General features: G+C 63.7%; 16 protein-coding genes. 5 read left to right on the forward strand and 11 right to left on the reverse strand.

The window, feature by feature from the left end; translation table 11 throughout:
- Positions 1-157 precede the first annotated feature (157 nt).
- From C1A35_RS27280 to C1A35_RS27290, 3 genes are all read left to right on the forward strand, one after another.
- Positions 158-1,852, forward strand: coding sequence for an ABC transporter ATP-binding protein (locus tag C1A35_RS27280; protein ID WP_104667376.1), 1,695 nt, complete (start codon positions 158-160; stop codon positions 1,850-1,852).
- A gap of 111 nt (positions 1,853-1,963) precedes the next feature.
- Positions 1,964-3,148 carry a glycoside hydrolase family 5 protein gene (locus C1A35_RS27285; RefSeq protein ID WP_104667377.1) on the forward strand — a complete coding sequence of 395 codons (1,185 nt, stop codon included), beginning with the start codon at positions 1,964-1,966 and terminating at the stop codon, positions 3,146-3,148.
- 117 nt (positions 3,149-3,265) lie between these two features.
- On the forward strand, positions 3,266-5,089 hold the full coding sequence (locus C1A35_RS27290; protein ID WP_158665180.1) for an adenylate/guanylate cyclase domain-containing protein: 1,824 nt from the start codon (positions 3,266-3,268) through the stop codon (positions 5,087-5,089).
- Between the two features lie 57 nt (positions 5,090-5,146).
- Here the strand turns inward: C1A35_RS27290 and C1A35_RS27295 are convergent, their stop codons facing one another.
- The 10 genes from C1A35_RS27295 to C1A35_RS27340 all read right to left on the reverse strand — a co-directional run bounded on the left by C1A35_RS27295 (position 5,147) and on the right by C1A35_RS27340 (position 17,731).
- Positions 5,147-5,992, reverse strand: coding sequence for a sugar phosphate isomerase/epimerase family protein (locus C1A35_RS27295; protein ID WP_104667379.1), 846 nt, complete (start codon positions 5,990-5,992; stop codon positions 5,147-5,149).
- Positions 5,989-7,299: a DUF6005 family protein gene (locus C1A35_RS27300; RefSeq protein WP_104667380.1), complete on the reverse strand. Its 1,311-nt coding sequence runs from the start codon at positions 7,297-7,299 to the stop codon at positions 5,989-5,991. Before C1A35_RS27300 ends, C1A35_RS27295 begins: the two co-directional genes overlap by 4 nt.
- Positions 7,296-8,576: an AMP-binding protein gene (locus C1A35_RS27305; protein ID WP_104667381.1), complete on the reverse strand. Its 1,281-nt coding sequence runs from the start codon at positions 8,574-8,576 to the stop codon at positions 7,296-7,298. The genes C1A35_RS27300 and C1A35_RS27305 overlap by 4 nt, the downstream gene beginning before the upstream one ends.
- A complete protein-coding gene (locus C1A35_RS27310) occupies positions 8,573-10,309 on the reverse strand; it encodes an IucA/IucC family protein (RefSeq protein WP_104667382.1) in 1,737 nt (578 codons plus the stop codon). Before C1A35_RS27310 ends, C1A35_RS27305 begins: the two co-directional genes overlap by 4 nt.
- The gene (locus C1A35_RS27315; protein ID WP_104667383.1) at positions 10,293-12,077 is read right to left on the reverse strand and encodes an IucA/IucC family protein; all 1,785 of its coding nucleotides are present in this window, start codon (positions 12,075-12,077) and stop codon (positions 10,293-10,295) included. The genes C1A35_RS27310 and C1A35_RS27315 overlap by 17 nt, the downstream gene beginning before the upstream one ends.
- Before the next feature lie 104 nt (positions 12,078-12,181).
- Complete coding sequence (locus tag C1A35_RS27320) at positions 12,182-12,472, reverse strand: DUF2218 domain-containing protein (RefSeq protein ID WP_104667384.1); 291 nt, start codon at positions 12,470-12,472, stop codon at positions 12,182-12,184.
- Positions 12,473-12,585: 113 nt separating this feature from the next.
- Positions 12,586-14,895, reverse strand: a complete 2,310-nt coding sequence (locus C1A35_RS27325; protein ID WP_104667385.1) for a TonB-dependent receptor — start codon at positions 14,893-14,895, stop codon at positions 12,586-12,588.
- 117 nt (positions 14,896-15,012) lie between these two features.
- The gene (locus tag C1A35_RS27330) at positions 15,013-16,005 is read right to left on the reverse strand and encodes a FecR family protein (RefSeq protein ID WP_104667386.1); all 993 of its coding nucleotides are present in this window, start codon (positions 16,003-16,005) and stop codon (positions 15,013-15,015) included.
- Positions 16,006-16,110: 105 nt separating this feature from the next.
- Positions 16,111-16,635 carry an RNA polymerase sigma factor gene (locus tag C1A35_RS27335; RefSeq protein ID WP_104667387.1) on the reverse strand — a complete coding sequence of 175 codons (525 nt, stop codon included), beginning with the start codon at positions 16,633-16,635 and terminating at the stop codon, positions 16,111-16,113.
- A 151-nt stretch (positions 16,636-16,786) separates the two neighbouring features.
- Positions 16,787-17,731: a LysR family transcriptional regulator gene (locus C1A35_RS27340; RefSeq protein WP_104667388.1), complete on the reverse strand. Its 945-nt coding sequence runs from the start codon at positions 17,729-17,731 to the stop codon at positions 16,787-16,789.
- A 96-nt stretch (positions 17,732-17,827) separates the two neighbouring features.
- On the opposite strand from C1A35_RS27340, the gene C1A35_RS27345 reads away from it, so the two are divergent.
- Positions 17,828-19,243, forward strand: coding sequence for an aldehyde dehydrogenase family protein (locus C1A35_RS27345; protein WP_104667389.1), 1,416 nt, complete (start codon positions 17,828-17,830; stop codon positions 19,241-19,243).
- Positions 19,244-19,330: 87 nt separating this feature from the next.
- On the opposite strand, the gene C1A35_RS27350 is transcribed toward C1A35_RS27345, so the two are convergent.
- Positions 19,331-20,299 (reverse strand): TerC family protein, encoded by a 969-nt coding sequence (locus C1A35_RS27350; RefSeq protein WP_440271567.1) that lies wholly within the window; start codon positions 20,297-20,299, stop codon positions 19,331-19,333.
- A 221-nt stretch (positions 20,300-20,520) separates the two neighbouring features.
- Here C1A35_RS27350 and C1A35_RS27355 point away from each other — a divergent pair, with 221 nt between their 5' ends.
- Complete coding sequence (locus C1A35_RS27355) at positions 20,521-20,928, forward strand: GNAT family N-acetyltransferase (protein WP_104667391.1); 408 nt, start codon at positions 20,521-20,523, stop codon at positions 20,926-20,928.
- Positions 20,929-20,936: the final 8 nt, after the last annotated feature.

Consider the following 20,936-nt stretch of genomic DNA (forward strand, 5'->3'; position numbering starts at 1 on the left):
GCACACCCGCGATCGCGGGCGCGATTGCGCTCGACCCGCCGTTTCTCGCAAACCAGAGGTCGAATGAGACAGGAATATTCGCCCTTTCGTTGCGCATTCCTGGCAAAAGACCTATAGGGGCAATGGGCGGGTTTCAGACTAGACCGAGGATGAAACGATGTTTCGAAACGCCAGGCCCGATCTGCTGCGGCCGATCTCGGAAGTGCTGCGCGCCTATTGGCGGGCAGATCGCTGGATGCTGCTTGCCATGGCGACGATCGTGTTCGTTTCGAGCGTCAGCAGCGTCGCCGCTCCCTATCTCTTTTCCAGGCTGATCGACCGGCTGTCGCAGGAAACCCTCGTTTCCGGTCTCCTGTGGGGCTTCGTGATCTACGCGACGCTTCTCGGCCTGTCCGCGGCCCTGCAGCACATGGTGCAGTATCTCTCGTTCATGACCGCCGAGAACCTCGGCTTCATCGCCAGCACCCGCTTCTTCGAACGCATCCTCAAGAAGACGACCGTCTTCTTCGTGGAGCACAATCCGGCGCAGATCCAGAACGCCAACGCCCGAGGACGCAGCGCGCTGATCACGCTGGTGGAGCTGGGACTCGTCGCCTTCATCCCGGGCGCAGTCCAGATCCTGTTGACGCTCGCCACCCTCGGCGCCCTCATCAATGCCGAAGTGGTCGCGATCACGGTGATCTACGGCACGGCGGCGATCGCGATTACGCTGGTCTCCACCCGCCGCGCCCGCGTCTATCTCGACAGGGCCGTGGAGGCCGGACAGGAAAATGCCCGCTTCGTCGGCAACGCCATGAATGCCATGGAAACGTTGCGCCATTTCGGCAGCCACGGCTGGATGAGCCACCGCTTTTCGACCAAGGCGCGCGAGGTGCGCGACAACTGGCGCGCCTTCGTCCTGCAGCGCCTCGGTTCGATCGCCCTGCTCGGTCTGGGGCTCGCGATCCAGTTTGCGGTAACGTTCTGGCTGCTACTGCCGCGCTACGAGGCCGGCACCCTGTCGATCGGGGAAATCGTGTTGTTCAACACGCTTCTGCTGCAGCTCAACCTGCCGTTCGAAATGATCGCCCATGCCATCGACGACGTTGCGCGCTCGCGCGCCGACCTTGGGCCGATGGCCAGAATGTGGAGCGCTCCGGAGGAACGGCAGGTATCACAGGCAACGGCCTTTACCCCGCGTGACGGGCGCGTCGTTTTCGAGGACGTCGGCTACACCTACGACAATGGCCGCGGGCTGGACGCGGTCAGCTTTGCCGCCCGCCGCGGCGGCATCACCTTTGTCACCGGCGAGACCGGGTCCGGCAAGTCGACAATCTTCAAGCTGGCGCTGAAATCGATGGAGCCGGACAAGGGCCGAATCCTTGTCGACGGCACCGACCTTGCGGCCATCGACCGGGCCGACTGGTACGGCGCGATCGCCGTCGTGCCGCAGGACGTCGTGCTGCTGAATGAGAGCCTGGAAGACAATATCCTGCTCGGCCGCCCGCGCGACGAGGCAAGGCTGCGCGAGGCTGCCGAGAAGGCCGCGATCCTCCCCTTCATCGCCGCGCTGCCCGCTGGCTTCGACACCACCGTCGGCGAACGCGGCCTGAAACTGTCAGGGGGCGAACGCCAAAGGATCGCCATCGCCCGCGCGCTCTACGGCAATCCCGCGATCCTGTTCCTCGACGAAGCAAGCTCCGCGCTCGACGAAGCGACCGAGCGCGACATCATGGAACATATCCGGCTGCTTGCCCGCGACGTGACGGTGCTGGCGATCACCCACAGGCGATCGGTGATCACGGAAGCCGACACGGTCATCGCGCTCGGCGAAGCCAATGTCGCCCCGAAAGAAGCCCTGGCACCGTCTTGAGGCAAGATCGACGGGATCTGGACAAGGCACGCCTGTGTTCCCCAGGGAACATCACTGAAACCATCCGCCAGTAGTTTACGACGCCAACCCGAAGCCTGCAGGATCGAATACATGCGCGTCGTTGCCTCCGCCCTTCTTGCCCTCTGCCTCGCGACGCCGGCAGGCGCTGCGGACCTCATCGGCTTCTGGGACACGCCCCGGCACGGCGGCAACAGTTTCAACCGGCTGCCGCCGGACGAGGCCTATTTCGCGGCGCTGGCGGGATACGGCGCCACCTGGGTGCGCCTGTCCTACGACAAGTGGGAACCTGCCAAACGCGACTATCTGATCGGCGACGCCGACAAGTACGAGGGCATACCGCCGGCAGACCTGAAAACGCTCAGGGAAACGCTCGACCGCGCCGACAAGGCAGGCCTCAAGGTCGTCATCGCGCCGCTGTCGCTTCCCGGCATGCGCTGGGCGCAGAACAACGGCAACAAATTCGACGGCAGGCTCTGGCGAGACAAGGCCTGGTGGGGGCAGGTCGCGGCCTTCTGGCGGGATCTGGCCCGCGAACTGAAGGACCATCCAGCCGTTGCCGCCTACAACATCGTCAACGAGCCTGCGCCCGAGAAGAACAACGGTCTTGTCGAACATGCCGACCTGAAGACGATGCAAGCCTGGTACGACGATAAGGCAGGCAGCGCCTCCGATCTCCGGGCCTTCTACGAGACCGTGATCGCCGCCATCCGCGGAGTCGATCCGGCAACGCCCATCATGGCGGATGCCGGCTGGTATGCGGCTGCCGACGCCTTTTCCTATTGGCCAGCCGCGCTCTCGGACCAGAAGGTGCTCTACAGCTTCCACATGTACGAGCCCTATGCGGCGACGAGCGCGCCCAACATGAAGCGCGACAAGCCCTACGCCTATCCCGGCAAGGTGCCCTTCGGCGACAACGAAGAGACGTGGGACAAGGTGCGGGTCGCGAAATATCTTGCGGCGCCGGTGGAATGGGCAAAGGACAAGGGCGTGCCGCTCAATCGGCTGGTCGCCGGCGAGTTCGGCTGCATGCGCCTGTGGTCCGGCTGCAAGGCCTATCTCGAAGACGTGTTGACCGCGCTCGACAAGAACGACCTGCATTGGGCCTTCTACAGCTTCCGGGAGGATGCCTGGGATGGCATGGACTACGAACTCGGCGCAAGGAAGGTCGGGTGGAAATACTGGCAGCAAATGGAGGCCAACGAGCGCGACACGACGCCGCGCAAGGCGACGCCCGAGTTCGCGCCGATCAGCAAGCGGCTGCAAAAGGCAGATTGACGCAGGCCAAGAAACTCCGGCACGCGCTTGGAAAAAAGCCCCAAACAGCTAGAAGACGGTGCATTCCTTGCGGGGCGACGCGAATTGCGCGCACCTGCTGCAACATGGGACATGCACGTGCAGACGACCAAGGCGACTGACGCCGAAACACACAACCGAACCATCTCCCTGTCGCGCACGCTGGCGATCGTGATGGCAGCGCTGGTCGCCCTGACCGCGGCCGTCATCCTCTCTGTCGTCTGGTTCATGTCGGCCGGCACGACCCGCGACCTGCTGGTGCAGTCGGCGCATCTCGGCCTCGAAGCAGTGCAGACGCAAATCGGCAGCCGCTTCTCGCCGGTGGAGGACCAACTCGCCTTTCTGGCGCGTGAAGTCGGTGCCGGGCGTCTCGACCCGAAGGATTCGTCGAAGTTCGAACGCGTCATGACGGGCGCTCTGGCGGCAACCCCGCAAGTTCGCGTGCTCTCCTTTGTGAAGCCCAACGGCGATATCATCGGCGTTACCCAAGGCCCGAAGGGTGTGTTTTCCTATACCGACCAGGTCACGAGCGCCAACGAGCGTGCGGAGATCGAGGAAGCGCGGCGCAGCGGCACACCCCACTGGGGGCCTGTCTATTTCGTACCCGATCCGGCGATACGCACCTCGGTTACGAACCTGCAGCAGCCGGCAAACCATAACGGTGAATTTGCCGGCGTTTTCCGTGCCACGATCACCGTCGACACCATGTCCGACTTCCTGCGCCAGATTGCCGTCTCGAACCCGGGGGCGACGCCCTTCGTCCTCTACGGCCGCGACCAGGTCCTCGCCCATCCGCTGATGGCTGCGGGGCATCCGCTCCTGTCGGCGGAACATCGGCTGCCGAAGCTCGACGAACTGGGCGATCCGTTTCTCGCCGCGCTGTGGGAAGGACCGCCCGAGACCTTTGATGATTCGGACATGGAGGTGCGCGCGGTCAAGCTCGGCGATGATGGGCGGGTCATCCTGACGCGCCAAATCCGCGGCTACGCTCCTTCTCCGCTCATCATCGGCGTCGAGGTTCCGATCGAATCGGTGGAGAAGCCGATCTGGGACCTGCTGCGGGCCGGCATTGCCGGTCTCGCGGTGCTGTTCGTCGCGATCGTCATCGCGTGGGTTGTCGGTCGTCTGATCGTTCGCCCCGTCACCAGCATGGCGCGTGAGGTCCGTGCCGTCGGCATGCTCGATTTTGCCGCCCTGCGGCCGCTCCCCGGTAGCCTGTTCACCGAACTCGACGAACAGGCCAAAGCCTACAACACCATGCTGACCGGCCTGCGCTGGCTCGAGACCTATGTGCCGAAGAAGCTCGTGCGCCACCTGATCGGCAGTGAAGACCTGGCATCCACCCAGCGCACAGTCACCATCATGTTCACCGATGTCGTCGATTTCACCGCGACGGCAGAAAAGACCAGCGCCGGCGACGTGGCGGCACTGCTCAACAGCCACTTCGACCTGCTCGGCCACTGCATCGAAAGCGAAGGCGGCACCATCGACAAGTTCATCGGCGATTGCGTCATGGCCTTCTGGGGCGCACCCGACGCGCAACTGGACCATGCCGATCGTGCAATCCGGGCAGCGCGGGCGATCGCCAAATCGATCGCCCGCGACAACGCCGAGCGACGCCTGAAGGGCCTTCCGCCCCTCAGGGTGCGCATCGGCATCCATTCCGGGTCCGTCGTTGCCGGCAATATCGGCATGACCGGTCGGTCGGCCTACACGATCGTCGGCGACACGGTGAATGCCTGCAACCGGCTGGAGCAGCTCGGCAAATCGATCGCGCCAGGTGAAGAGGTTGTGATCCTCTTGAGCGGCGAAACCTTCGGTCTGGTGGCCGATGACGATCGCTCCGATCTCGCCCAGCTCGGCAAACATTGCCTGGCCGGCCGAAGCGAAGAGACCGAGATCTACAGGCTTCAGACACGATAGGCCCCGCGCCGACACGAGCCGGCGCGGGGCCTATTGTGCCGCCATGATGGCCAATGCCTATTGGCTGGCGGCCCGGCGGTTCGGCTCAGTCCCGTCGACCGCCTGGCGGACCTGCCTGCGATCGCGACGCAGGGTCTCGAAGCAATCGTTGCCGAACCATTCAAGCGACGCGTCGACCGACGGCTCGTCGGCGATCTCCGTCAGGAACCGTTCGTAGTCGACGACCCCTTCGAAGAGCGGCGTCATCCCACGCCGGCTGCCAGCCGCGGCATAGACGTTGGCCGGCTCGAAGACGGAAAGCTCTGCCCGGCCGACGATATTCTTCAGGTGGTAGTGGCGAATGTGCGGTTTCATCGCACGGTGCACGGCGACCGGATCGTCGCCGCCCTCCCACACATGCAGCGTGTCGAAATTGATCGCGAAGGAGGGATGGTCCACCTCTTCGATCAGCCGCATGGTTGAGGCCGCCGTGTCGGCGAGCGTCTTCGGATGCGTTTCGACGAGCAGATGGATGCCGTAGCTGGCGGTAATAGTGCAGATCTCCTGCAGGCGTTCGACAATCTGCTGCCGCTCGTCGGCACTGACATCAAGGCTGCCGCGGCTTCCCGCAAAGGTGCGGATCTTGCGGGTGCGCCACCGCCGCGCCAGTCGGCAAAGCTCGACCGCCTTGTGTCGCAGCGCTTCCACGTCGCCGTCGAGCGGCAGGTAATCGCTGATCATCGGCACCGAGAGGCCGTAGCCGTCGAGCCATTCGGCGTTGCGATCCAGGCGCGGCGAAAGATTGCGCGCATGCGCGCCCCAGAGCTCGACCCCCTGGAAGTCATTGGCCTCGGCCCAGGCCGCGATCTCGTCGAGCGAGATCAGGTGGTGGCGAAAGGTGATGGTGCAGAGCGAAACTCTCATCGTGCAACTCTCTTCAAGGAGGGAATATCCTGGGGGATGGCGCGGTCGCACCAGAGGTCGAAGACTTCGGCGAGCTTGACCTTCAGCTTCGTCTCCAGCCGGTCCGCTTCGTCGAGACGCTCGATGACAGCGCCCACGAGGGCCCGATCGCCTGTCTGGGAGAGCTTCATGACCGCGTAGTGCAGGGTCTTCAGCGACTGAACCAGAGCTTCGATGTCCCCGCACCAAGCCTCGAACTCGGCGGCCGGCAACTTCAACGCCCGCCAGTAGAAGGCAAAGCCGTGCTCATAGGCGTATTTGCGGATGGTGATGACGGGCAGTTCGCGCACCGCCGCACCAAGATCCGTGAGCGCGACGCCGTTCGTCCCGTCGAGATGCGCGGCAACGATGGACCGAACCGCATCGACCAGCGGATTGCGGTCCCGGACGAAGCATGCCTCGAAATAGGCTTTCAGATCCTCGGCAAACGGCGCGCGCGCCTCGGCATTGTCGAAGACGTAACCGCCGCCGACCGTCGGCTGCATGATGGCATGGATGACCTTTTCCTTGGCGATCTCGCCTTCCCAGCGGTAGTCGGGATCGTGCACGAACCAGGTCTCGGGATCGGCCGTTTCCTGCAGCATCAGGTAGTGCGGGAACGGGTTCTGGTTGAACTTGTTCTCCCGCTCCGGCAGGTGGAACATGTCGAGCATGACCATGATCGAGCCGGTTTCGCTGCGCTGCTTGAGGAGGCCGAAAAGCACCGCGAGGTTGTCGAGCTTGGTGCGCTGCGGATCGTACCATTCGACGACCGAGACGCCGTAGAGCCGCTCGAACCAGCCACGGAAGAATTCCTGGGTGATATCGGGTGCGTGGTAGAGCAGCTCGAAACGGTCGCTGACCGCGAACTTGGCGTCCCAGACGCCGAAATAGAATGACCGCTGGTCGAGCCCGTTTCGCTTCAGACCGTCAGAGACGCAGCTGACGAAGCAATGGACCTTGATGTCGTAATAGGCCTCGCCGTGCACGCCCTCGTCGGTCGTCCCGCCGGTAAGCGCAAAGGCCGGCACGATGGCGGCGGTGGGCTTCGGCACATAGAGAGCGACGAGATCGGCGACCGTTTCGATCTCCTGCTTTGCGATCGCCTCTTCCGGCACCGACAGCCCGTATTCGAGCTCGAGATTGAGGAAGATTTCGAGGATCAGCACGGAATCGAGATAGAGGTCCTCGTTGAGACGGGCATCGAGGCCGAAGCCGTCCATATGCCCATGCGCCATCTTGTCGGTCAGGACGGCTTCGATCGCCGCCAGAACTTCGCTTTCGCTCATGATGCGGCTCCCGCGATCGGTTTGTTGAATTCGCCCGCCAGATGACGTGCCGCGACATCGCGGCGGCTGATCTTGCCGTTCGCCTGACGCGGAACGACCTCGACCTGGAGGATCTCCATCGGCAACTGGTGAGGCGCGAGGTGACGGCTGCACCATTCACGCACCGCCTGCGGCGGCACCGGTGCCTCTGCGCTGAAGATGAGCGCAACGCGCTCGCCGGCGAAACGATCGGCCTTGCGGAAGGCGACCGCATCGGTCACGGCGGGCATGGCCATCACCGCATCCTCCACGTCCTTCGGATAGACGTTGAGGCCGGAGACGTTGATCATGTCGTCCATGCGCGAGACGAACACCAGCATGCCGTCGGCCCGGCGGTAGCCGAGGTCGCGGGTGTGGATCGGCGCGGCGTCGCCATTTTTGACGACGATTTCGCCCGCGTCCTCGGCGCTGTCGCCGGTAGCGGCTATCAGATGCGGCAGCACGAAGCCCATGTCGCCGGCGGACCTCACATCCGGATTGATGGCGATGCAGCCGGACTCCGAGCAGCCATATTGCTGGAACATGAACCGGCTCTTGGCACGAATGTCGGCAAACCACGGATCGGGAAGCAGCGTGCCCGAGGTCATCGTCGCGTGGATCTGTTCGCCTGCCGGCAGAAGCCGCGCCAGCGTGTTGAGGATCGCCGGCGACGAATAGAGCAGTGGCCGCTCGGTCTCGCGCAGTACCTTCAGCAGATACTTCGGGTTCGCTGTATTGACGATGACAGGTGTCTGTCCGCGCTTCAGCGCCACCAGGATACCGCAGATCAGCCCGTAGGAGTGGGTGGTCGGGCAGGCGACGACCGGTGTCATGTCCTCCGGTTCGCGGAAGGTGCTGACGTAGCTTTCGATCTCGGCATCGATCTCCTGCCAGCTTCGCGCCACGCATTTCGGAGCGCCGGTCGTTCCGGAGCTCATCTGCAGCAAGGTCCCGTGCCGTACCTCCGTCTCGGGTACATCGAGAACTTCGGCGGTCAGGCTGTTGTAGAACAGCCGGTCGCAGCCGGCGCCGATCGCGAGCTTGCGTGCGGCCGGATAGGGTGTGCCCGGGTGGATCGGCAGCACGCTCGCACCCGCCTTGCGGATGGCAAGAAACAACGCCAGCCAGTCGACCGTTTCCTGGAAGCAAACGGCATAGCGGCCGGTATCTTGCGCGCCGAGGCCGATCTCGGCTGCGAGCTCGGCCGAGCTTTGTCTGAAATAGGCCTCGTCATAGAGCCTATCGTCGATGCGGATCATGGCTTTCTCCTTCGTTGGAGCGTCCTTGCGGCCAAGGCGTTCGCCACCTCGTGGTGGTACTCCGGCTTGAGCGCGAGCAGCTTCCTCGTCATCAGGGATTCGGTCAGGATGCGGGGCTGGCCGCAGCCAAGCTGCTCCAGCCGCTCCGTCGCGGTGTGCTCGGCTTCGTAGGCGGCAAGCACGGTTTGAACGCGCTGCCAGAAGAGCGCTTCCGGCAGGTCGTAGCAGTGGTCGAGAAGGTGGGAGATCTCGCTGAGATTGAAGACGAACAGCGTGTCCATCACCAGTTCGCGCAGCGAATCCAGATTGTCCGTCCAATAGAACTGGTCGGGCTCGGCCTCCCGGTAAGCTGGATTGAGCGACGGGAAATCCGGCGCCTCTTCCGGCGCGCGCAGGAAGCCCGGCGAAAACTCGATGCTCTCGTGAAAATCGCGCAGGATGAGCCTGACCGGCCAGCCGTCGCGGTGGACCAGCAGCATGTTCTGCCCATGCGCCTCGACCGCCAGGCCATGGTGCACGAGGAGGTGCCAGACGGGCAGGACGGCGACTTCGATCAGGCGGTTGATGAACGGCATCAGGCCGAAGCGCCTGATCCAGTCGTCGGCGAACGCGCGCCCGTCCGCCTCGACCATCATCAAGGCATTGAAGGGAATGACGGCCTCGCCGGGTGCGAGCGTGGCTTCCGCGTTTTCGCGCCAGATGGCTGCGACCTGTCCGGCCAACGCTCCCTCGCCGTCCGCGATGATGCCGGCATATTCCTGCAGGATGGTAAGCGGATAACGCTCACGAAAGGCCGGATCGCCGGCAACCATCCCGGCGATCCAGCGGGAGATCACCGGCGCCGTGCAGACCGAATGCGGTTCAAGGGTGCGGCGCGACGAGGTGTTGACGATGTTGAGCGGCAGCTTGATGCTCGAAGCCAGCGGCCGGTCCCGGTTCAACAGCGAGCGGACCGACTGCGTCGCCGTGTATCGGTCTCCCGCCGGACCGAGGTAAACGACTTCGCCCGCGGCGATCCACTCGGCAAGCTGGGCCCCACGGAGCTCGCGCCATTGCCAGGGATGCAGCGGCACGAGGCCGAACGCGTCAGGCGAAACGCCGCGCTGCTGCCGCTTCGATCGGAGTTCGCACCAGGTTTGCTCGCCCAGTTCCGCCTGCCAGAAGGCCTCTTCGTCGCAAGGCAGAGCCTGGCGCAGGTGTTTTCGCGCAACGAGCAGCCAGACGAGCTGGAACGTTCCCCCGACTTCCGGCCCGTAGGCCGCATGATCGGCGACGGAAAAGCCGGTGCGCGCCTTGTAGCAGGGATGGTAAGGATGCCCCTCGTCGAGGGCACCCTCCAGCTCGGAAAACGACAGGGCGCGGCGCGCCCGCGCAGGCACGCGACGCTCGTTCCAGGCGCTGAAGGCAATCGTCTGCGTGAGTTCGTCGAGCAGCTTCCCGCGGGTCGGACCGCTGCCCGGCAAGGCGGAGACCAGTTGCGCCAACGGCGGCACGCCCCAGCCGTCCGCGTCATCGTGCATCTCCACGGATCCGGCGGCTAGCCGCAGCCGGCCAAACGGACCGATGGCGCCCCGGCAGCGGAACTGCCGGCCGGCGAGCGACCATTGAAAGGTCGCGACATCGCCGTCGGTGCGCGCGCTGGCCTCAACGATGCCTTCGTATAGCAGCGCGGCAACGAGCTGGCGAAGCACCCGCTCGTCCGGGCGGCCCTTGAGATCAAGAGGCAATGGCATGATCGGTCCTCGGCGCGGTCAGAACGGCCGGCGCCCGCAGCGGGTTCGGCACGGGGCGATAGAGTGTCGGCGCATTGCCGGATTGCAGTTCGTCCACGTCGTAGAGGCGCGTCGTCAGGTTAGCCTTGGAGACGATCGTCGGCAGGTCGAGGACGTGACGGGCAAAATCGCGACCGGCTGCGGTCATTCGGGCGGCATAATGTTCCAGATGCGTGCGCAGTTCGCGCAGGAGCAGGCTCTCGTCGCAGAGCCCGTCATGGCCGATCCGGCTGATCACCGAGAAGACCTGATTGACGATCAGGTAATAGGCGAAGCGATCACGGATTTCGCTCTCGGCAAAATAGAGCGACGCGATCCCTTGCGTCTCCGGAACGTGACCGGCGATCAGGCTGCGGTAGCGCTCCGAGAGGTAGAAGCCCTGATTGTCCCGGTAGAAGCTGACGGACGGATAGCCGGCGCCGACATCCAGCAGGCTGTTTTGCTGGTGCGCCTCGAGCGCGACGCCATAGTCGTCGTAAAGGCAGATCAACGGCTCGACGGCGCAGTCGAGATAGCGGCGGAACCAGGCGAGCGCCGCATCCGCCAGGCTCTCGCCCGTGCGCGCGGCGACCGTCCGAACCAGCCGTTCGAGGCGGGAAACCTGCCCCGGAAGCGGATCGGCCGTCAGGGCCGCGACGGTGACGACGCCGCTTCCCCCGTTGCCGGAAAAGGGGTTCTCCCGCAGGATGACTTCAAAGCCGCTCTCGCTGCGTCCCGGCACGTCCAGCGTGATATAGGCGGGGTCCTGGATGATGCGGAAGTTCCGGGACCGTTCGGCAAAACCGATCCGGTCGATCAGCTTTGCCATCGCGACACCCGCTTCGAGCTCCTGGCGACGGTTCAGGCGCACGGAGTTGGTGATGCGCACGGGAAGGGAAAACTTCAGCATCCAGCCGGCATCGGCGCCGTAGACCGTGCGCACCGACGACGTCGCGGTGAAGGCCGGGCCGGCGGGGCCGATATGGCGCAGCCGCCCTTCCCCCAGCATGCCGCGGATATCGGCATCAAGCAGCAGGGCTTCGGCCTGGAGCGGATGCATCGGCAACAGATATTCGTCGTCGGCAAGCGCGATCCCGTCGGCATCCGGCCCGGCCAGAGACCGCACGATCTCGGGCGCTGCAAATTCGCGGGCGCTATCGTGCCGGATATCGCCGCGTTTCGCCGCGAAGTAGTGCAGCTTGAACTGACCGCGCAGCTCCGGGGCGTAGGATTCCTGCTGCCAATAGGTCATGCCCTGGCGGCTCTTCGGTGTCGGGTGCTGCCAGTGTCCGAAGACGAGCGCCTGTTCCGCTTCGATGAAATGGTCGCCGCCCACCGGTCCTGGTTCGGCCCTGTCGATGTAGAGCGCCGTCTGCTGGTAGCTTTCGAGCACGCGCATCAGGAGTTCGAGCTCGAAGCCGCGCAAGGCGTCGGCCTTGGCCTCATCGACCTGGCGGTAGCATTCGTGCACCAGGATATGGAGGGCCGATATCAGTTCGATCTGGCGCCAGGTGGCATCGGAAACGCCCCTGCCCCACACCCTGCCGAAGTGGTGCGGGCCGCAGAGCGACGGCGACGTCACCTCGGCGCGCAGGATCATCTGCTGCCTTGGAAGAGACCACTCCACGCAGTCGACGACGCTGCCGGCGGCGCGATGCATGGCCCGAATGCCCGGGTTCACTTCCCGCAGGTAGCAGTTTGCGAAGCTTTGAAAGGTGGCGATTTCTGCGATTTGCCTAGACGATTGCATCCTGTCGATCCTCGGCACGCGACACGCACAGCCGCGCATTTGCGTTGGCGTTTTCGACCAACACATTGAATTTTCTTGTCGGAACGTGTTTGCGAGCGGTCCGTCTACCCGGCGGGCTGCCAGGCAAGCGGACCCGGCTCTTCCCGGAACGCGAAGCGCAGAAGATGGCTTTCGATCACCGATTTCGTGTCGGCGAGATTGGCATCGTCGGGCGAGCTGGCGCGAATGCTCAGGCCATCGGCCGCGGCCTTCAGATAGCCGGTGCCGCAGGAGAACCGGAGCTCGGCGCGATCGCCTGCCTGTTCAACGTCGACCTTGTGGGCGAAATGCTTGCACAGTTGCGTCAGGTATTTCTGGCCGTCTTCCGTCGCAAAATGGGTGGTCGCTTCTTGCATCTGGAATTTCCTGTCTTTCGGCTTTCCTTGCTGAGGCGGCCGGGAATGACCGCCTGAGCGTCTTGGGTGGCTGCCGTTGGGAGTGTCCGGCAGCCAAGTTCGGGACCGTCGAACTAAAAGGTCGCTCTGGCGGTCAGGATGAAGGAACGGCCGGGCTCGTAGAGCGGCGTGACTTCAGCGAATTCCTGCCCGTAGGTCGCCCGGTCCGAATAGGTTTCATCGAAGATGTTCTTGATCTCGGCGCGCAGCGTCAGGTTCGGCCGTTGCGGCGGCACATACTCGATGAAGGCGTTGAAAACCTCGTAACCATCAAGGGGTTTGTAGCCCGCAGCCACGTCGTCGTAGTCAAGCGCAATTTCGGCATCGCCGCCGAGCGTGACGCCCCAGTCCGCCAGCGTGTGGACTGCCTGCAAGGTGATGATCTGGCCGGCCGGGGTGGCAAGATAGGTGCCGAGATCGGAATTCGCAGGCTTGCCGTCGATTTCAACGTCGATGTTGGCGTACTTGACCTTGAAATAGCCGTCGCCCCAGCTGTAGCCGCCGCCGATCTCGAAGCCCCGCGAGCGGACGTCATGCGCCTCGATCCCCTTGGTGACGGGAAAACGCGGCGTGCGGGCGTCATCGAGGTCCGTCTGGAAGATGCTGCCTTCGACGGTGAAGCCGTTGTAGTTTGCTTCCAGCCCGAGGATGTAGTTGTCCGCCGTCACCGGTTTCGGGCCACGCCCATAGTCCCAGTTGGGATTGACGATGAAGTTTTCGGCGAGCGGAATGCCGGCCCAGACATGCGAATAGCCGGCCTTGGCCGTCAGCAGGTCCGCGACAAGGTCGTATTCGCCCGAAACGTTTCCGCTGAAACCGGCGTTGTTCCACGTCTGGCCGGTCGTCCCGGTAAAGCGCTGATGGTCGCCGCGCGCACCGAAGGAGAGGCGCGTGCGCTCAAAGGGTTCAAGCCGCGCCTGGGCGTAGATGCCGACGTTGCGCGCCTTTTCGGAACCGGGATCGAAGAGAGCCCGAAGCTTTGCCTCGTCCTTGTAGAAATCGACGCCGGCGATGACGTTGCCGATATCGAAGGAGACCTTGTTCTCGAACTTGCCGTTGAGGCTGTCCGACGCGCCGACCCCTTGATAGCTGACGGGAACGCCCGGCTCCGGCTTCGGATAGACGGGCACTTCGACTTCGGTCTTGCTGTAGGCGAGCAGCAATGTCGGATCCCACCACCCCTCGGGCGTGCTGTCGGTATAGGTGAAGACCGTGTTGCCGCGTTCGAGCGTATAGTCGCGGATAGGCGGCTCCCACGGCTTGCTGCCCGTCGTCGACCCCATATTGGCCCGGAAGGGTCGCGGTGCATCGTCTCTTATGCTGTCGTGGCTGATCTCGAAGCGGTCGCCGCTGTCGAACTCGTAGGCGAATTTGCCAAGCCCGCTCAAGAGGTCCGTGGAGGTACCTTGCACCTCCTGGCCGTTGCCGGCCGTGAAATCATTGCCCTTGCCGAAATTGACGTAGCCGAGGAACTCGAGCCCCTCTTGCATGCCGTAGGCCGAGAGCCCGGTTGTCACCGTATTGCTGTTGAAATCGTAGCTGGACGTAACGAAGCCGCCGAAGCCTTCGCCATCCAGCAGATCGCGTGCATCGATCGTTTCATAGGAAATCGCACCGGCAAGCGCCCCCGGTCCGGCATCGGCCGGCGCAACGCCGGCATCGACGCTGACGGTTTTCAAAAGGCCCGGATCAATGAGGTTCGTACCGTTGTGATGGAAGACCTTGTTGTTCTGGCGGCCGCCGTCCATCGTCACGGCAAGGCTGGTTTCCTCGATGCCGTGGACATAGACCTTCTGCGACATCGGCAGCGAGCTGCCGACCGAAATCCCGGGCTCGCCCGAAAACACGTCGGCAATGTCGGCCGGGTTCTTCCGCTTCAGGTCCTCCGACGAGATGACGATCTCGCCGGCGGCGAGCGGACCGGCGCCGAAGGCCGCAATCGGATTGAGCACCGTTGCGCCGTCCGTGGCGACCGCATCGCTACCGCCTGCCGAGAGAGGCGCGCCGACAAGTGCAGTGCCGGCCGATATGCTATAGGAAATGCCGGTGCCGGAAAGCAGCCGCGCGAGTGCCTGGTCGACTGTGAGCGTTCCGCTGACGGCGGTCGAACGCAATCCCTGCGACGTTGCGGCCGCCAGGGTCACCTGCAGTCCGGACTGGCGCCCGAAGGCATTCAACGCGCTCGCAAGCGGCTGGGACGGGATGTCGAAAGTACGGGCATTGGCGACGCGGGGCGTGGACTGCTGGGCCGACGCTATGGAAACGGGCATCAGGGCGAGGGACGAAGTTACGGCGATTGCCATCGTCGTCAGCAGCCGTCGTCCGCCGTGGCGACGTTCTGCCTTGAAAATCAGATGTCCCTTGCGGCATTTCCGCGAACGCATTCTACCCCCGTCTCGGCATCCCACACGGCCTTGCGAGCGCGCGTTTCCAACCAAAGACGACCGGCTCCGGATTTTTTTTCACCGCCGAGCAATTTTTTCCTGATTTTTTGACTCCAATTAAAATTGGGTCAGAACGCGGCCATAGGACGTCACCTCACGCACCTTGCCGCCGAAGGGCTGCACCAGCGCCTGGAGCGCACGATCCGGATCCTTCAGGTCGTAGACGCCGGTCACGCGCCGCGCCGCAAGGCCGGGCTGCGGAATGGCGATCCAGGCGGAATGGTAGCGCTGCAATCGCTCGGCGGCCGCGGCAACCGTCACGTTGTTGACGAACATCCGGCCGCTTCGCCACGCGCCGATCTCATCCGGAGCGATCACGCTGCGCGAAACTGCGCCGGTCGCATGGCTCACCGTCGCCATTTCTCCCGGCGCCAGTTCGAAATTCTGCTTGTGCTCGTGGCTACTGTAGGAAACGGCGACCGTGCCATGCGCCAGTTCGACTGTCGTTGCTGTACTCGCCAATTGCACGTCGAACGCCGTGCCGAGCACGGAGACCTCGACGCCACCCGCCTCGACGACGAAGGGACGCGTCGGGTCGCGGGCGACGTTGAAAAAGGCTTCGCCCTTCAGAAGCCTGACATGGCGGGTGTCGGCCTTGATTTCGGTGGCGATGGCGCTGCCGCCGCCCATTTCGATGGTCGTTCCGTCCGCAAGCGCGATCGTCCTTGATTGCGCGGTGTCGGTGACGTGATCGGCCTGCCACCACAGGATGAGAGACGGCAGCGTGACGAACAGGGTGAGGCAGGCGGTGAGCGCGAAAACCGCCGCTCCCGCCGCAAGGCCCCCGGTCATGCGGCGGCGGGACGACGGTTCGCGCGCAATCTGCGGCTTGGCTCCGCGCCAGAGGTGTTCGCGGGCCGGCGGCACTTCGCCCAGAAGCTGCCAGGTTTTCAGCGCCGTCTCCCAGGATCGGGCATGCAGTTCCGACCGACTGAGCCAGGCCCGGAAGGCCGCTTCGGTATCGCGACAGTTGGGGCGCGCCTTCAGTTCGAGGAACCAGTCCATCGCCTCTTCAAGCAACGCTTCCGGAATGTGGTTGTCCTTGCTCAAAGCTTTGCCTGCTGCCTCGGTGGTCGATGCGACACGAGCGGATTCACTCGGTTTGTCACAAAGACGAATAGCGCCGAATTTTTTTTCACGGGCCCCCTAAAATTTCTAGGAGGCGTTGCCCGCCAGGGTTGTCGCGACGCGTACCATGGCGGTGCGGACGTGGCGATGCGCCGTCGCAACCGAGACGTCGAGGTGAGCGGCAATCTCCTCCAGCGTGTAGCCGCCGAAGCGATGCATCTCCAGCGCCACCCTGACCTGTTCGGGAAGGTCGCCGAGAGCGATCGAGACCTGCCGGATTTCGTCGGCCGCGACAACGATATCTTCAGGCGACGGCGCCTCGATCGGCATCGACCAGTAGGGCGGTTCGCTTCTTTCTTCCCGTAGCTCAAGCTTGCGCCGCTTGATGAGGTCGAGGGAAAGATTGCGGACGATCCTGTAGAGATAGGCGGGCAACAGGCCGGACGATTTCTCAAGGGTGGCGCCGTTGGCGTTCGCCGGCGTGAACCGGATGAACGCCTCCTGGACGATATCCTCGGCCGTCTCGCGGGATCCGACGATGCGCGTTGCGTAGGCAACCAGGGCGGTACGATTGGCGAAATAGACCTGATGGCGTGTTTCCATGTCGACCATGGTGTCTGATCCGATCAAAACAACTTCGATTTGGCATCCAGCGCCGCCCGCGCTGGCTGCCGAGATACGATCGTTCGGCCGGCCGGCCGCACGAACGGCGTGTCTCTTAGCACGCGTGAATAAACTTGTCTTTAATACTCATGTTATTTTTTCAAGACGTGTCCGCACCGTCGGATGCCGGGAGTCCGGCGCCGGTCCGACCCCGGCCTGGGCGCAACTCGCGGACAAGGTCGATCAACGCCCTGAGTTTTGCCGGGACATGCCGGCGGCCGGAAAAATAGAGGCAAAGCCCGTCATAGGGCGGCGTCCAGTCATCGAGAACCTGCACAAGTCGCCCGGCAGCGACGTGCTCCTGCACGGCATGATCGGAGAGATAGGCCAGTCCTGTGCCGCAAAGCGCCGCCTCGAGCATCAGATCGCTGTCGTCGAGGATGAGCGGCCCCGGCACATCGATCTCGACGCTTTCGCCGCGGCGACTGAACTCCCAGTGGTAGATCCTGCCGCTCGCCATGCGCGCGCGGATACAGGCATGCTTGAGGAGGTCGCCTGGCCGCCGCGGCATCGTCCTTTGCCGAAAATAATCCGGCGAACCGACGACGATCATGCGCGACTGGTTGAACACCGGAACCGCGATCATATCGGGCGGAACCGCCTCTGCCAGCCGGAAGCCCGCATCGAAGCCGAGCGCGATGATGTCGACCAACGCATTGTCCGTCGCAACCTCCAGCGTCATCTCCGGGTAGCGCTTCAGATATTCGACGAGCAGCGGCCGCAGCACCATTCTGGCTGCTCCTGGCGACGTGTTGAGCCGGAGCGTGCCGGTCGGGCGCGCCTGCGATTCCGTCGCCCGCTCGACGGCGCCTTCAATGGCTGCGAGTGCGGGCAGGATCTCGGCAACGAACCCCTCGCCCGCCGCCGTCAGCGCCACCGATCGTGTCGTCCGGTTGAACAGGCGCACGCCCAGCCGTTCCTCCAGCGCCAGCACCGCATGGCTCAGCGACGACGACGAGACGCCGAGCTCCCGTGCGGCGGCGCGGAAACCGCCGAGCCGCGCAATCGTCGTCACCGCCTCGAGTTCCGAGAGACTCGCCTTCACTGCTCTATTTTCCTCATCAGCCTGTCTTCGATTGATGATCTTATCCTGACGATCGTTCGGATGCATATCCCTGTCATCGCAACAGGAAACCGGACGATGAGACTTATCGAGCAGATTTACGTCGATGGCGCCTTCGCAACGCCTCATGGCAGCGAGCGTTTCGATCTTTTCAATCCCGCCACCGAGGAAAAGATCGGCGAGGTACGCCTCGGCGATGCCGAGGACGCCCGCACCGCCATTGCCGCCGCCAGACGCGCCTTTCCGGTCATGAGACGGACGACACCGGCCGAACGCGTGTCCATGTTGCTGGCGCTGCGCGATGCCGTCGCCGCCAGGGCCGATGCGCTCCACGCGGCCATGGCCACCGAATATGGCGCACCGCAATCCTTCCTCGCCTTTTCCGTGCCCCATGCCGCAAGCGTGTTCGAGGTCGCCGCGAAAACCGTGGCCGACTATGCCTTTACGCGGCGGATCGGCAATGCCGACGTGGTCATGGAGCCGGTGGGCGTGGCGGCCGCCATCACGCCGTGGAACAGCAATATCGGCTTCATCTGCACCAAGCTCGCCACCGCGATCGCCGCCGGAACGAGCATCGTGATCAAACCGTCGGAAATGAGCGCCATCCAGACCCAGACGCTGCTGGAGGCCCTTGGCGAGGCCGGTCTGCCGCGCGGAGTGCTCAACATCGTCAACGGTTACGGCCATGAAGTCGGCGCCGAACTCAGCCGGAACCCCGACGTGGCAAAGATCACCTTCACCGGGTCCACCACGACGGGACGGACCATCCTGCGCACGTCTGCCGAGACCTTCAAACGCGTGACGCTCGAACTCGGAGGCAAGGGCCCGCAGATCCTTCTCGACGATGCCGACCTTGACAGCGCGATCCCGCATATTCTCGCCTCGGCCTTTCGCAACAGCGGGCAGGCCTGCATCGCCGGAACGCGGCTGCTGGTCTCCAGGCAACGATATGGCGAAGTCACTGCGCGTCTGGCGAAGGCGGTCGCGGCGCTCAAGGTCGGCCCCTCCAGCGATCCGGCCGCCGACATCGGCCCGATGGTAAGCGCCAGGCAGTGGGAACGGGTTCAGTCCTATATCCGTCTCGGCCAGCAGGAGGGCGCGACCCTTCTGGTCGGCGGCGAGGGGCGGCCGGAAGGACTGGACCGCGGCTGGTTCGTCCGCCCGACCGTCTTCACAGGCGTCACCAACGATATGCGGATTGCGCGCGAGGAGATCTTCGGCCCGGTGCTGAGCGTGCTTTGCTACCGGGACGAGGACGAAGCGATCGCTTTCGCCAACGACACGGACTACGGCCTGCAATCCTATGTCCTTGGCAGCGATGCCGAGCACATGCGCGCCGTTGCCCGCCACCTTGAGGCCGGGCGGGTGGTGATCAATGAAGCACCGGCCGACGCCCGGGCGCCGTTCGGCGGCTTCAAGCATTCCGGTATCGGGCGCGAATTCGGTCCGTTCGGCCTCGAGGCCTTCCTCGAACCAAAGGCGATCATCGGCTAGTTTGGAAAACGCGCGCCGAAAACGAATGCGGCGGCCTCCTTTCGAAGGCCGCCGCGTTTTCTCGTCACGAGCCGGTCGAGGCAGGCCTTATGCCGGCTGCTGCTCCTCGCGCGTCTTCACCAGGCTCCAGACGACACCCGAAGCGATGATCGCGAAGGTCACGCCGAGCGACAGAGCCGCCGGGAACTTCTCGAGCCCCAGAAGGTCGGCGACGAAGATCTTCGAACCGATGAAGATCAGGACGACGGCGAGTGCGGGCTTCAGGTAGCGGAAGCGGTGGATCATCGCAGCGAGAGCGAAGTAGAGCGCACGAAGACCGAGGATAGCGAAGATGTTCGAGGTATAGACGATGAACGGGTCGGTGGTGATCGCGAAGATCGCGGGAACCGAGTCGACGGCGAAGATCACGTCAGCCACCTCGACCATGACCAGCGCCATGAACAGGGGCGTGATGAACCAGGTCATCTTGCCGGTCTTGGGGTTGACGAGCTTCACGAAGAAGCGCTCGCCGTGATGTTCCTCGGTGACGTTGAGACGGCTGCGCATGAAGCGCACGAGCGCATTGTCCGAGACGTTGGGCTCGGCCTCCTTCATGACCAGCATCTTGATGCCGGTAAAGACGAGGAACGCGGCGAAGATATAGAGAACCCAGGAGAATTCGGCGACGAGCGTCGCGCCGACGCCGATCATGATCGCACGCAGCACGATCACGCCGAGGATACCCCAGAACAGCACGCGGTGCTGGTAGATGCGCGGGACGGCAAAGAAGGAGAAGATCAGCGCGATGACGAAGACGTTGTCGAGCGCGAGAGTCTTCTCGACGACGAAGCCGGTCATATAGGCAAGGCCGGACTCGGCACCGAGATACCACCACACGAAGCCGCCGAAGCTGAGGCCAAGCGCGATATAGAAGGCCGAGAGCTTGACGCTTTCAGCAACGCCGATCTCCTTGTTCTCCTTATGAAGAATGCCAAGGTCGAACGACAGGATGGCGATGACGAGGGTGAAAAAGCTCGCCCACAACCAGAGCGGCGTTCCCAGCCACACTACAGACATGAAGGAATAATCCACAGACGGGTCCCCATTCGGCACATGTTGTCGGAATAAGGTCCGACATCGCAAGAGTGCCGAAGCTCTCGCCAGAGGGGCCCGGACCAGCGGGTTAGGCGGCAGATAGGAACTCGACTTTCGCGCATCAAGTACGACACGCCGATTTTTTTCGTGTAGGGAGTGGGAACGCTCCGTGGCCGGTCACGAAGCGACTTTCGGGAGACGATATGGACGACGGCGCTGTACGCTTCGAGTGGCGAGGGGCGTTTGAAAACAAGGAGTTGAACGCACTGCACGCCGAGTGCTTCGCGCATGCTTTGTGCGACGACGACTGGTGGACCCAGGTCAACCACTTCAGCCTGGGCTGGGTCTCGATGCGCATCGGGGGCGCGCTTGCCGGTTTCGTCAATGTCGCCTGGGACGGGGGCGTTCACGCCTTTCTGCTCGATACGATGGTGACGTCATCGCTGAGGCGCAAAGGCCACGCCGCACGACTCGTTGAAGAGGCGGTGACACACGCCAGGGTCTCGGGCTGCGAATGGCTGCATGTCGACTTCGATCCGCATCTGCGCGACTTCTATTTCGGCCGTTGCGGCTTCATCGCGACCGATGCCGGCCTCATCCGCCTTCGATAAAAAAATCC

Source organism: Ensifer adhaerens, from assembly GCF_002940685.1.
Classification (GTDB): Bacteria; Pseudomonadota; Alphaproteobacteria; order Rhizobiales; family Rhizobiaceae; genus Ensifer; species Ensifer adhaerens_E.